Genomic DNA, 12,753 nt, shown 5'->3' on the forward strand with positions numbered 1-12,753 from the left:
GTGCTCCATAAGGGTTGCGCGGCATGCTAGGACCCACGCCAGCGGGTGTCAAGGCACGATGGACGGCCCCTTGCAACGCGCTCGTGGCTTGCGTACAATCGCGCACCCTGAACTTCCTGGGCAGCACCTGCCTTACGCAATTGCAAACCGGCCTTCCAGCCTTATGCAGCCATGCCAGCCAATACCTCTTCTTATAAAGAGCTGGGTGAGCAGGATTATCGGAGAAATACCATGTCTTATGCAGTAATCGTTACTGGTGGCAAGCAGTACAAAGTTGCTCCAGGTGAATACCTGAAGATCGAAAAACTGGAAATCGCTACCGGCGAATCCGTTACTTTTGATCGCGTTCTGTTGGTTGCCAATGGCGACGACGTGAATATCGGCGCTCCAGTTGTTGCTGGCGCTACCGTTGTGGCTGAAGTGATCTCCCAAGGTCGTCACGATAAAGTCCGCATCATCAAGTTCCGTCGTCGTAAGCACCACATGAAGCGTATGGGCCACCGCCAGTGGTACACCGAGATCAAAATCACCGGTATTCAGGCTTAATTTCAGCCTAATTCCTCACTAGGAGAATTGAACTCATGGCACACAAAAAAGCTGGTGGTAGTACCCGTAACGGTCGCGACTCAGAAGCCAAACGCCTTGGCGTGAAGATGTATGGCGGCCAGGTTATCATTCCGGGCAACATCATCGTGCGTCAGCGCGGCACCCAATTCCACGCTGGCTACGGCGTTGGCATGGGCAAAGATCACACTCTGTTCGCTAAAATCGACGGCGTGATCAAGTTCGAAGTAAAAGGCGCTTTCAACCGCCGTTACGTGAGCATTGTCCCGAAGACTCCAGTCGTCGCGGCATAATTACGTAGTTGCTGGAAAAGCCCTGTCTTGCGACGGGGCTTTTTCGTTTGTGGGGTGAGTCTCTTGCAAAGCTGTTTGTGATGGGCGAAAGCAGTGGGTTTGCGGTCGTTGCTTGAGGTCGCTGCGCTCATTTTTGCAAGAGTCTTATGTCTTGGTTTTTTCGGCTCGTCCGTATGGCGAGAGGCGTTTTGTTATGAAGTTTGTTGATGAAGTATCGATTCGAGTAAAAGCTGGCGATGGCGGCAATGGTTGCATGAGCTTCCGTCGGGAAAAATTCATCGAGAACGGTGGTCCGAACGGTGGTGATGGGGGTGATGGCGGCTCGGTCTACATGATCGCCGACGAAAACCTCAATACCTTGGTGGACTACCGTTACACCCGGCACTTCGATGCTGAGCGTGGCGCCAACGGCGGCAGCACTGACTGCACCGGCAAGAAGGGTGAAGAGCTGGTTTTGCGGGTTCCGGTCGGTACCACGGTGATCGATTCGGCAACCCAGGAAGTTATCGGCGACCTGACCAAGGCTGGTCAGCGGTTGTTGGTGGCGCATGGTGGCTGGCACGGTCTGGGTAACACCCGTTTCAAATCCAGTACCAACCGGGCGCCACGCCAGACTACGCCGGGCAAGCCGGGCGAGCAGCGTGACCTCAAGCTGGAAATGAAAGTGTTGGCGGACGTCGGCCTGCTGGGTTTGCCTAACGCCGGTAAAAGTACCTTTATCCGTTCGGTGTCGGCTGCCAAGCCGAAAGTTGCCGATTACCCGTTCACCACCCTGGTGCCAAACCTGGGCGTGGTCAGTGTCGATCGCTGGAAAAGCTTTGTCATTGCCGACATCCCGGGTCTGATCGAGGGTGCTTCGGATGGCGCCGGCCTGGGGATTCGTTTCCTCAAGCACTTATCGCGTACCCGCCTGCTGTTGCACCTCGTCGACATGGCGCCGCTGGATGAAACCAGTGCAGCCGATGCCGCTGAAGTGATCGTCAGCGAGCTGACCAAGTTCAGCCCGTCCCTGGCTGAGCGTGATCGTTGGCTGGTGCTGAACAAGTGCGACCAGATTCTTGAGGAAGAGCACGAAGAGCGCGTCAAGGAGATCGTCGATCGCCTGGAGTGGACCGGTCCGGTCTACGTCATCTCGGCTATCGCCAAAGAAGGCACCGAGCGCCTGACTCGCGACATCATGCGTTACCTGGAAGATCGTGCTGATCGCCTGGCCAACGATCCGGCGTACCGCGAAGAGCTGGCCGATCTTGACCAGCGCATCGAAGATGAAGCGCGTGCCCAGCTGCAGGCCCTGGATGACCAGCGTGCCCTGCGCCGCAGCGGCGTGAAGTCGGTCCATGACATCGGTGACGATGACTGGGATGAAGAAGATGTGGATGACGAAGATGGTCCGGAAATCATTTACGTGCGTGACTGATACGTTGCGATAAACTTAAGCGCCGCTCCCTGGAGCGGCGTTTTAGTATCTGGAAATCGGTAGTCACGAATAACGTTATGGGCAGCACTGGGTCGTGCTGTCCTCAAGCTAAGGTTGAAGATCATGCGGAGCAAGGTGACAGGTGCGCAGCGTTGGGTCGTGAAGATCGGCAGCGCTTTGCTGACGGCTGACGGCAAGGGTCTGGATCGCGCGGCAATGGGCGTCTGGGTTGAGCAGATGGTGGTGCTGCACGAGGCGGGCGTCGAGTTGGTGCTGGTGTCCTCGGGGGCGGTGGCGGCGGGCATGAGTCGTCTGGGCTGGACTGCACGACCCAGTGCAATGCATGAGTTGCAGGCGGCGGCCGCTATTGGCCAGATGGGCCTGGTGCAGGCTTGGGAGTCGAGCTTCGCCGAGCATGGCCGGCACACTGCGCAGATCCTGCTGACGCATGATGACTTGTCCGATCGCAAGCGTTACCTCAATGCTCGCAGCACCCTGCGCGCGCTGGTCGATCTCAAGGTCATCCCGGTGATCAACGAGAACGATACGGTGGTCACCGACGAAATCCGCTTCGGCGACAACGATACCCTGGCGGCACTGGTGGCCAACCTGGTCGAGGCTGACCTGTTGGTGATTCTCACGGACCGTGATGGCATGTTCGACGCTGATCCGCGGAATAACCCCGATGCCCAGCTGATTTACGAGGCGCGTGCCGATGATCCGGCGCTGGATGCGGTGGCTGGCGGTACGGGCGGCGCGCTGGGGCGTGGCGGTATGCAGACCAAGCTGCGTGCGGCGCGGCTGGCGGCGCGTTCCGGTGCGCACACGATCATCGTGGGCGGGCGCCTGGAGCGGGTGCTGGATCGCCTGAAGGCGGGCGAGCGTATCGGCACCTTGCTGTCGCCTGAGCGTGGCCTGCTGGCGGCGCGCAAGCAGTGGTTGGCGGGGCACTTGCAGACGCGCGGCACGCTGGTGCTGGATGCGGGCGCGGTTTCGGCCTTGTCCCAGGGCAACAAGAGCTTGCTGCCAGTCGGCGTCAAACTGGTCCAGGGCAGCTTCCGCCGTGGCGAAATGGTGGTGTGCGTGGCGCCGGACGGTCGCGAGATTGCCCGTGGCCTGGCTAACTACAGCGCCCTGGAGGCGCAAAAAATCATCGGTCAATCGTCCGAGGCGATTGTCGGTTTGCTGGGTTACATGGCGGAGCCGGAACTGGTTCACCGCGATAACCTGATTCTGGTTTGAGTGAAGGAAAAGCGCATGCGCATGGCAAAGGGCTTGTTGGGGTTGTTGCTGGCGATGCCGCTATTGGCTTCGGCCGAAGAGATTGGTCAGGTATCGACCGTGTTCAAGTTTGTCGGGCCCAATGACCGTATTGTGGTCGAGGCCTTTGATGATCCGAAGGTCGATGGTGTGACCTGCTACCTGTCGCGCGCCAAGACCGGCGGAGTGAAGGGTGGCCTGGGGTTGGCCGAGGATCGTGCCGAGGCGTCCATTGCCTGTCGTCAGGTCGGGCCGATCAGCTTCAGGGGTGAGCTCAAGGATGGTGACGAGGTGTTCAAGGAGCGCACGTCCCTGGTGTTCAAGACCATGCAGGTGGTGCGATTTCTCGACAAGAAGCGCAATACCCTGGTGTACCTGGTCTATAGCGACCGCCTGATCGAAGGCAGTCCGCAGAATGCGGTGACGGCGATTCCGATTTTGCCGTGGGCTCAGCATTGATTTGATTCGAGGCTCGTAGGGGCGGGCAGCCACCCCTACAGTTTTTTGTATTGGTTTGATCAAATCGCAGGCAATAAAAAACCGACCCTGAGGTCGGTTTTTTAATGAGCGTGTCGCTTAGGCAGCAGCGGCAACGTTCAGAGCCTTTACGTGGCCATTCAGGCGGCTCTTATGGCGAGCAGCTTTGTTCTTGTGGATGATGCCTTTATCGGCCATACGGTCGATAACTGGCACGGCCAGAACGTAAGCAGCTTGCGCTTTTTCAGCGTCTTTTGCGTCGATGGCTTTAACTACATTCTTGATGTAGGTACGAACCATGGAACGCAGGCTGGCGTTGTGGCTGCGACGCTTCTCAGCCTGTTTTGCACGTTTTTTGGCGGAAGGTGTGTTGGCCACCGTCGAGCTCCTCGAAAGACTTTTTGGGAAATAGCAAACAAAATAGGCCGCGAATCATGCCGATGAGTTGAAGTCTTGTCAAGGGCGGTTGAGACGTTCCGCTAAGTGGTAGGTATAAAGCACCGGGATATTTCATTCCGGCGTACGACCTGTAAACTCGCGAGCTTTGGCTCTGTGCTGTTGCGGCGCGGAGTATCGCATAAGTAGGCGCATTGTTCGCCTGCTGTTTATCGACAGGCAAAAAACTCTTCCATGAACCTGCTTAAATCCTTGGCCGCCGTCAGCTCTATCACGATGATCTCCCGGGTTCTGGGGTTCGTGCGTGACACCCTCGTCGCCCGTATATTTGGCGCCGGCATGGCCACGGACGCCTTCTTCATTGCCTTCAAACTGCCCAACCTGTTGCGGCGGATCTTCGCCGAGGGCGCGTTTTCCCAGGCGTTCGTACCGATCCTGGCAGAATACAAAAGTCAGCAAGGCGAGGAGGCGACCCGCACCTTCGTGGCTTATGTTTCGGGTTTGCTGACGCTGGTGCTGGCGCTGGTGACGATCATCGGGATGATCTTCGCGCCCTGGGTGATCTGGGCCACGGCCCCGGGTTTTACCGATACCCCGGAAAAGTTCGAGCTGACGTCCAGCCTGCTGCGGGTCACGTTCCCTTATATATTGCTGATCTCCCTGTCTTCGCTGGCTGGGGCGATTCTCAATACCTATAACCGGTTCTCGGTGCCGGCGTTCGTGCCGACCCTGCTCAACGTCAGCATGATCATCTTCGCGCTGTTCCTCACCCCCTACTTCGATCCGCCGGTGATGGCGCTGGGTTGGGCGGTACTGGCTGGCGGCCTGGCGCAGTTGCTCTATCAGCTGCCACACCTGAAAAAGATCGGCATGCTGGTGCTGCCACGGCTGAACCTGCGCGATAGCGGGGTCTGGCGCGTGATGAAGCAAATGCTGCCGGCGATCCTCGGGGTTTCGGTCAGCCAGATTTCGTTGATCATCAACACCATTTTTGCATCCTTCCTGGTGGCCGGCTCCGTGTCCTGGATGTACTACGCCGATCGGCTGATGGAGTTGCCATCAGGAGTGTTGGGCGTGGCCCTGGGCACCATTCTCCTGCCGACCCTGGCCAAGACCTATGCCAGCAAGGACCGCCACGAATACTCGCGCATTCTCGACTGGGGCCTGCGCCTGTGCTTCGTGCTGGTGCTGCCCTGTGCGCTGGCCCTGGGGATCCTCGCGGAGCCGTTGACGGTGTCGCTGTTCCAGTACGGTCAGTTCAGTGCCTTTGATGCGTCGATGACCCAGCGCGCGTTGGTGGCGTATTCGGTCGGATTACTGGGGATTATCGTGATCAAGGTGCTGGCTCCCGGCTTTTACGCGCAACAGAACATCCGCACTCCGGTAAAAATCGCAATTTTCACCCTGATAGTCACCCAGCTGTTCAACCTGGCCTTGGTCGGCCCGCTGAAGCACGCGGGCCTGGCGCTGGCCATCAGTGGTGGGGCGTGCCTGAACGCCGGCCTGTTGTTCTATCAACTGCGCAAGCAGAATATGTATCAACCGCAGCCGGGCTGGGGCAAGTTTGCCCTTAAGCTGTTGCTGGCGGTGGCCGTGATGTCCGCAGTACTGCTGGGGATAATGCATTTCATGCCGGCCTGGAGCGACGGTCACATGCTCGAGCGTTTCCTGCGTCTGGGCGTGCTGGTTGGTGCTGGGGTGGTAACGTATTTCGGCATGCTGGCGCTGCTGGGCTTCCGTCTGCGGGACTTCAATCGCAAGGCGTTGAGCTGACGCCAATGCTGGAATAATCGCGAGCCAGGCGTCGGTTTTGTCGGTTCGATCACTTTGGGTTACGGTGTTGCCTGTCGTCGGCCGCCGGGTGTGGTTATAATCGACCACTTTATGAGCAAGAAGCGCGTTATGCAGCTGGTTCGAGGCCTCCACAATCTGCGCCCCCAGCATCGGGGCTGCGTCGCCACTATTGGCAACTTTGACGGTGTTCACCGTGGTCACCAGGCTATCCTGGGCCGGCTGCGTGAACGTGCGCTTGAGTTGGGCGTACCCAGCTGCGTGGTGATTTTCGAGCCCCAGCCCCGCGAGTTTTTTGCGCCCGACACCGCGCCCGCGCGTCTTGCTCGCCTGCGCGACAAGCTGCAACTGCTGGCAGACGAAGGCGTTGACCGGGTGTTATGCCTGGCGTTCAACCAGCGCTTGAGCAAGCTCAGCGCCGCCGAATTCGTCGACACCATCCTGGTCGATGGCCTGGGCGTCCAGCATCTGGAGGTCGGTGACGATTTCCGCTTCGGCTGTGACCGGGTAGGGGATTTCGATTTCCTGCAGCAGGCGGGTAGCGTCCAGGGTTTTACCGTGGAAGCGGCGCAGACGGTCGAGCTGGACGGTCTGCGGGTCAGCAGCACCCAGGTGCGAAACGCCCTGGCCGCCGCTGATTTCGAGTTGGCTGAGCGTTTGCTCGGGCGGCCGTTCCGGATTGCCGGGCGGGTCCTGCACGGGCAGAAGCTGGCGCGCCAGTTGGGTACGCCAACGGCCAACGTGCAACTCAAGCGCCGTCGCGTGCCGCTGACCGGGGTGTACCTGGTGAGTGTCGACCTCGACGGCAAGACCTGGCCAGGCGTCGCCAATATCGGCGTCCGGCCAACGGTCGCAGGTGACGGCAAAGCCCACCTTGAAGTCCATATACTCGATTTTGCCGGCGATCTGTATGACCGGCGTTTGACGGTGGTTTTCCACCACAAGCTGCGTGATGAGCAGCGTTTCGCCTCTCTGGAGGCGCTTAAGACGGCGATCAATGCGGATGTCGCCGCCGCCCGTGCCTATGCCGCACCTAGCGCCAATCGCTAATGAAGAGCCTTAAATGACCGACTATAAAGCCACGCTAAACCTTCCGGACACCGCCTTCCCAATGAAGGCCGGCCTGCCTCAGCGCGAACCGCAGATTCTGCAGCGCTGGGACAGCATTGGCCTGTACCAGAAGTTGCGTGAGATTGGTAAGGATCGTCCGAAGTTCGTGCTGCACGACGGTCCTCCGTACGCCAACGGCACCATTCATATCGGTCACGCGCTCAACAAGATTCTCAAGGACATGATCATTCGTTCGAAGACCCTGTCGGGCTTCGACGCACCTTATGTCCCGGGCTGGGACTGCCACGGCCTGCCGATCGAGCACAAAGTCGAAGTGACCCACGGCAAGAACCTGGGCGCGGACAAGACCCGCGAACTGTGCCGTGCCTACGCCACCGAGCAGATCGAAGGGCAGAAGTCCGAGTTCATCCGCCTGGGTGTGCTGGGCGACTTCGCCAACCCGTACAAGACCATGGATTTCAAGAACGAGGCCGGCGAAATCCGCGCCTTGGCTGAAATCGTCAAGGGTGGTTTCGTGTTCAAGGGCCTCAAGCCCGTGAACTGGTGCTTTGACTGCGGTTCGGCCCTGGCCGAAGCGGAAGTCGAATACGAGAACAAGAAGTCCTCGACCATCGACGTTGCCTTCCCGATTGCCGATGAAGCCAAACTGGCTACGGCTTTCGGCCTGGCATCGCTGGGCAAGCCGGCTTCGATCGTGATCTGGACCACCACCCCGTGGACCATCCCGGCCAACCAGGCGCTCAACGTTCACCCGGAATTCAACTACGCCCTGGTCGACGTCGGTGACCAGCTGCTGGTGCTGGCTGAAGAGCTGGTGGAATCGTGCCTGGCCCGCTATAGCCTGGAAGGTTCGGTCATCGCGACCACCACCGGTAAAGAGCTGGAGCTGATCAACTTCCGTCACCCGTTCTACGATCGCCTGTCGCCGGTTTACCTTGCGGACTACGTCGAACTGGGCGCTGGTACCGGTGTGGTTCACTCCGCCCCGGCCTACGGCGTGGACGACTTCGTGACCTGCAAGAAGTACGGCATGGTCAACGACGACATCCTCAACCCAGTGCAAAGCAACGGTGTGTACGCGACGTCGCTGGAGTTCTTCGGCGGCCAGTTCATCTGGAAGGCCAACCCGGCCATCGTCGACAAACTGACTGAAGTGGGTGCGCTGCTGCACACCACCATCATCGAACACAGCTACATGCACTGCTGGCGTCACAAGACCCCGCTGATCTACCGCGCCACCGCGCAGTGGTTCATCGGCATGGACAAAGAGCCGGCAACTGGCGAGACCCTGCGCAAGCGTGCGATCAAGGCTATCGAAGAGACCAAATTCGTTCCGGCCTGGGGCCAGGCACGCCTGCACTCGATGATCGCCAACCGTCCTGACTGGTGCATCTCCCGCCAGCGCAACTGGGGTGTGCCGATCCCGTTCTTCCTGAACAAGGAAAGCGGCGAACTGCACCCGCGTACCGTTGAGCTGATGGAGCTGGTGGCCCAGCGCGTCGAAGTCGAAGGCATCGAAGCCTGGTTCAAGATGGACGCTGCCGAGCTGCTGGGCGATGAAGCGCCACAGTACGACAAAATCAGCGACACCCTCGACGTCTGGTTCGACTCGGGCACCACGCACTGGCACGTCCTGCGCGGTTCGCACCCGATGGGCCACGAAAGCGGTCCGCGTGCCGACCTGTACCTGGAAGGTTCGGACCAGCACCGTGGCTGGTTCCACTCGTCCCTGCTGACCGGTTGCGCCATCGACAACCACGCGCCGTACCGCGAGCTGCTGACCCACGGTTTCACTGTCGATGAGTCCGGCCGCAAGATGTCCAAGTCCCTGGGCAACGTGATTGCGCCACAGAAGGTCAACGACACCCTGGGTGCCGACATCATGCGTCTGTGGGTGGCTTCCACCGATTATTCGGGTGAAATGGCGGTTTCCGAGCAGATCCTGCAACGCAGTGCGGACGCCTACCGGCGGATCCGTAACACCGCGCGCTTCCTGCTTTCCAACCTGAGCGGTTTCAACCCGGCCACTGACATCCTGCCGGCCGACGAAATGCTCGCCCTGGACCGTTGGGCCGTGGACCGCACCTTGCTGCTGCAACGCGAGTTGCAAGAGCACTACGGTGAATACCGCTTCTGGAACGTCTACTCCAAGATCCACAACTTCTGCGTGCAGGAGCTGGGCGGTTTCTACCTGGACATCATCAAGGATCGCCAGTACACCACCGGCGCTAACAGCAAGGCCCGCCGTTCGGCGCAAACCGCGCTGTACCACATCTCTGAAGCGCTGGTGCGCTGGATCGCGCCGATCCTGGCCTTCACCGCCGACGAGCTGTGGCAGTACCTGCCGGGCGAGCGTAACGAATCGGTCATGCTCAACACCTGGTACGAAGGCCTCAGCGAACTGCCGGAAGGCTTCGAGCTGGACCGCGCCTACTGGGAGCGGATCATGGCGGTCAAGGTGGCGGTCAACAAGGAAATGGAAATCCAGCGCGCTGCCAAGGCGGTGGGTGGCAACCTGCAAGCCGAAGTGACGCTGTTCGCCGAAGAAGCGCTGAGCGCCGACCTGGCCAAGCTGAGCAACGAACTGCGCTTCGTCCTGATCACCTCGACCGCGAGCATTGCCCCGTTCGTGCAGGCACCGGCCGACGCAGTCGCGACCGAAGTCAGCGGCCTGAAACTCAAGGTGGTCAAGTCGGGCTTCGCCAAGTGCGCCCGTTGCTGGCACTGCCGCGAGGACGTCGGGGTGAACCCGGAGCATCCGGAAATCTGCGGTCGTTGCGTTGACAACATCAGCGGCGCAGGCGAGGTTCGTCACTATGCCTGATGCTGCTAGCCGTTTCGGACGGTTGAGCTGGCTGTGGTTGAGCCTGCTGGTCCTGGTCATCGACCAGGCCAGCAAGTTCTACTTCGAAGGTTCGTTGACGATGTACCAGCAGATCGTGGTGATCCCCGATTACTTCAGCTGGACCCTGGCCTACAACACGGGTGCGGCCTTCAGCTTCCTGGCTGATGGCGGTGGTTGGCAGCGTTGGCTGTTCGCCTTGATCGCGATCGTGGTCAGTGGCGTGCTGGTGGTCTGGCTCAAGCGCCTGGGGCGCAACGACACTTGGCTGGCCGTCGCCCTGGCGCTGGTGCTGGGCGGGGCGCTGGGCAACCTGTACGACCGCATTGCCCTGGGCCATGTAATCGACTTCATTCTGGTGCATTGGCAGAACCGCTGGTATTTCCCAGCGTTCAACTTTGCCGATAGCGCCATCAGCGTCGGCGCCGTGATGCTTGCGCTGGATATGTTCAAAAGCAAGAAAACCGGAGAAACCGTTCATGACTGAACAGGTATTGGCTGAGCAACGCATCGGTCAGAACACGGAAGTCACTTTGCATTTCGCATTGCGCCTGGAGAACGGCGACACCGTCGACAGCACCTTCGACAAAGCCCCGGCGACCTTCAAGGTCGGCGATGGCAACCTGTTGCCAGGTTTCGAAGCCGCCTTGTTCGGCTTCAAGGCGGGCGACAAGCGTACACTGAGCATCGAGCCAGAGCGTGCGTTTGGCCAGCCCAACCCGCAGAACGTACAGATCATCCCGCGCTCGCAGTTCCAGGACATGGAGCTGTCCCCGGGTTTGCTGGTGATCTTCAACGATGCGGCCAACACCGAGCTGCCGGGTGTGGTCAAGGAATTCGATGACACGCAAGTGACCATCGACTTCAACCACCCGCTGGCGGGCAAGACCTTGACCTTTGACGTAGAGATCATCGACGTTAAAGCGCTCTAACCGACTAAGCCGGCCTTTTGTAGGAGCGAGCTTGCTCGCGATGATCGTTAACGATGACGCGTATATCCTGGATAAACGCGGTGTCTTTGAGTTTTTCGCGAGCAAACCGCAAGCGGGCACCCGCTCCTACAGGGCAAGACACGAGGCACAGCATGCAAATCAAACTCGCCAATCCCCGTGGCTTCTGCGCCGGTGTGGACCGGGCGATCGAAATCGTCAACCGCGCCCTGGAAGTCTTCGGGCCGCCGATCTATGTGCGCCACGAAGTGGTCCATAACAAGTTCGTGGTTGAAGACCTGCGTGCACGCGGAGCGATTTTCGTCGAGGAGCTGGATCAGGTGCCGGATGACGTCATCGTGATTTTCAGCGCCCACGGGGTTTCCCAGGCTGTTCGCAGCGAAGCCGCAGGCCGTGGCCTGAAGGTGTTCGACGCAACTTGCCCGTTGGTGACCAAGGTGCATATCGAAGTCGCGCGCTATAGCCGCGACGGTCGCGAGTGCATCCTGATCGGGCATGCCGGCCACCCGGAAGTCGAAGGCACCATGGGCCAGTACGATGCCAGCAACGGCGGTGCGATCTACCTTGTCGAAGACGAAAAAGATGTTGCCGCCTTGCAGGTGCATAACCCGGACAAGCTCGCCTTCGTCACCCAGACCACCTTGTCGATGGATGACACCAGTCGGGTGATCGACGCCTTGCGCACGCGTTTCCCGGCCATTGGCGGTCCACGCAAGGACGACATCTGCTACGCCACGCAAAACCGTCAGGATGCGGTCAAGCAACTGGCCGACGAATGCGATGTGGTGTTGGTGGTGGGCAGCCCCAACAGCTCCAACTCCAACCGCCTGCGTGAACTAGCCGAGCGCATGGCTACCCCGGCCTACCTGATCGACGGCGCCGAAGATTTGCAGCGCAGCTGGTTCGATGGCGTCGAGCGGATCGGCATCACCGCCGGGGCTTCGGCACCGGAAGTGCTGGTTCGTGGGGTAATCCAGCAGTTGCACGCCTGGGGTGCCACCGGTGCCGATGAACTGGCCGGTCGCGAGGAGAACATCACCTTCTCCATGCCCAAGGAACTACGGGTTCGCTCCCTGCTTTGATCCCGCGCACAAGGCCTGCTCGGCCTTGTCGTGGCGCAGGCTGACGCGGCCGCTTCTGGACAGCACCACCTGATGGTGGCTGATCGGCTGGCGGCTCGCGCAGATGTGCAACGTCCCTACCTGAAAAGTACCTGCGGGCAATAACGGCTCACCCAGGCTGCTGAATCGTACAAAACGCCTGACCCATTGATTGCCGACGATCCGCAGCGGTCCGCCAGTCTGGTGCTGGCGCAACAGTGGGTTGCTGCTGTCCTCCTGGCCGCGACTACTGAGGTCCAGGATGATTCGCCAGCCCTGGCTCCAGTCATCGTTCAAGCCATGCACCACCACCGCCTGATTGCGCAGCAGCGCCTCGCTGCGCGCATTGCGCAGGCCGCTGGCAAGGCTCAGGGCCGCGCTTTCCCGGCGCACTGACTGCGCGTATTGACTGAGCGCCGGCACGCTGAGGTGCAGCGCCATGGCGGCAATGGCCAGGCCCACCAGCAACTCGATCAAGCCCAGGCCTTTTTGATCCATGACGGCTCCTTCCCTGGAGTTACGAGGTATCCCTAGGTGTAGCTGTTGGCGGCCCAGGATGGTGGTCAATCATTGTGCAAAAGGTTTCGCTGCG

General features: G+C 59.9%; 13 protein-coding genes. 11 read left to right on the forward strand and 2 right to left on the reverse strand.

Annotation, left to right across the window (positions count from 1 at the left end; translation table 11 throughout):
• Positions 1–231: 231 nt before the first annotated feature.
• The 5 genes from rplU (at position 232) to ACIOVD_RS09235 (ending at position 3,993) form a co-directional block, all read left to right on the forward strand.
• Complete coding sequence (gene rplU, locus ACIOVD_RS09215) at positions 232–546, forward strand: 50S ribosomal protein L21 (RefSeq protein ID WP_003176051.1); 315 nt, start codon at positions 232–234, stop codon at positions 544–546.
• Between the two features lie 35 nt (positions 547–581).
• A complete protein-coding gene (rpmA, locus tag ACIOVD_RS09220) occupies positions 582–857 on the forward strand; it encodes a 50S ribosomal protein L27 (protein ID WP_093419745.1) in 276 nt (91 codons plus the stop codon).
• Positions 858–1,050: 193 nt separating this feature from the next.
• Entirely contained in the window at positions 1,051–2,274 is a 1,224-nt protein-coding gene (gene cgtA / locus ACIOVD_RS09225; protein WP_095166490.1) for an Obg family GTPase CgtA, read from the forward strand.
• Positions 2,275–2,397: 123 nt separating this feature from the next.
• Positions 2,398–3,516, forward strand: a complete 1,119-nt coding sequence (proB, locus tag ACIOVD_RS09230; RefSeq protein ID WP_401127253.1) for a glutamate 5-kinase — start codon at positions 2,398–2,400, stop codon at positions 3,514–3,516.
• Positions 3,517–3,531: 15 nt separating this feature from the next.
• Entirely contained in the window at positions 3,532–3,993 is a 462-nt protein-coding gene (locus ACIOVD_RS09235) for a CreA family protein (RefSeq protein ID WP_095166494.1), read from the forward strand.
• 117 nt (positions 3,994–4,110) lie between these two features.
• Here ACIOVD_RS09235 and rpsT read toward each other — a convergent pair whose 3' ends face one another.
• Positions 4,111–4,389, reverse strand: a complete 279-nt coding sequence (gene rpsT / locus ACIOVD_RS09240) for a 30S ribosomal protein S20 (protein ID WP_003185593.1) — start codon at positions 4,387–4,389, stop codon at positions 4,111–4,113.
• A 252-nt stretch (positions 4,390–4,641) separates the two neighbouring features.
• Between rpsT and murJ the strand changes: the two genes are divergently transcribed.
• The 6 genes from murJ to ispH all read left to right on the forward strand — a co-directional run bounded on the left by murJ (position 4,642) and on the right by ispH (position 12,143).
• Positions 4,642–6,180: a murein biosynthesis integral membrane protein MurJ gene (gene murJ / locus ACIOVD_RS09245; protein ID WP_095166496.1), complete on the forward strand. Its 1,539-nt coding sequence runs from the start codon at positions 4,642–4,644 to the stop codon at positions 6,178–6,180.
• Positions 6,181–6,309: 129 nt separating this feature from the next.
• Positions 6,310–7,248, forward strand: a complete 939-nt coding sequence (ribF, locus tag ACIOVD_RS09250; RefSeq protein ID WP_095166498.1) for a bifunctional riboflavin kinase/FAD synthetase — start codon at positions 6,310–6,312, stop codon at positions 7,246–7,248.
• Positions 7,249–7,261: 13 nt separating this feature from the next.
• The gene (ileS, locus tag ACIOVD_RS09255; protein ID WP_159998043.1) at positions 7,262–10,093 is read left to right on the forward strand and encodes an isoleucine--tRNA ligase; all 2,832 of its coding nucleotides are present in this window, start codon (positions 7,262–7,264) and stop codon (positions 10,091–10,093) included.
• Positions 10,086–10,598 carry a signal peptidase II gene (lspA, locus tag ACIOVD_RS09260; protein ID WP_095166502.1) on the forward strand — a complete coding sequence of 171 codons (513 nt, stop codon included), beginning with the start codon at positions 10,086–10,088 and terminating at the stop codon, positions 10,596–10,598. Before ileS ends, lspA begins: the two co-directional genes overlap by 8 nt.
• A 7-nt stretch (positions 10,599–10,605) precedes the next feature.
• On the forward strand, positions 10,606–11,043 hold the full coding sequence (gene fkpB / locus ACIOVD_RS09265) for an FKBP-type peptidyl-prolyl cis-trans isomerase (protein WP_174244638.1): 438 nt from the start codon (positions 10,606–10,608) through the stop codon (positions 11,041–11,043).
• A gap of 152 nt (positions 11,044–11,195) precedes the next feature.
• A complete protein-coding gene (gene ispH, locus ACIOVD_RS09270; RefSeq protein WP_095166506.1) occupies positions 11,196–12,143 on the forward strand; it encodes a 4-hydroxy-3-methylbut-2-enyl diphosphate reductase in 948 nt (315 codons plus the stop codon).
• Here the strand turns inward: ispH and ACIOVD_RS09275 are convergent.
• Entirely contained in the window at positions 12,120–12,659 is a 540-nt protein-coding gene (locus ACIOVD_RS09275) for a GspH/FimT family pseudopilin (RefSeq protein WP_401127258.1), read from the reverse strand. The two genes, ispH and ACIOVD_RS09275, sit on opposite strands and share 24 nt — an antisense overlap.
• Between the last annotated feature and the right edge of the window lie 94 nt (positions 12,660–12,753).

The sequence above is a fragment of the Pseudomonas sp. NPDC087626 genome, from assembly GCF_044743405.1.
Taxonomy (GTDB): domain Bacteria; phylum Pseudomonadota; class Gammaproteobacteria; order Pseudomonadales; family Pseudomonadaceae; genus Aquipseudomonas.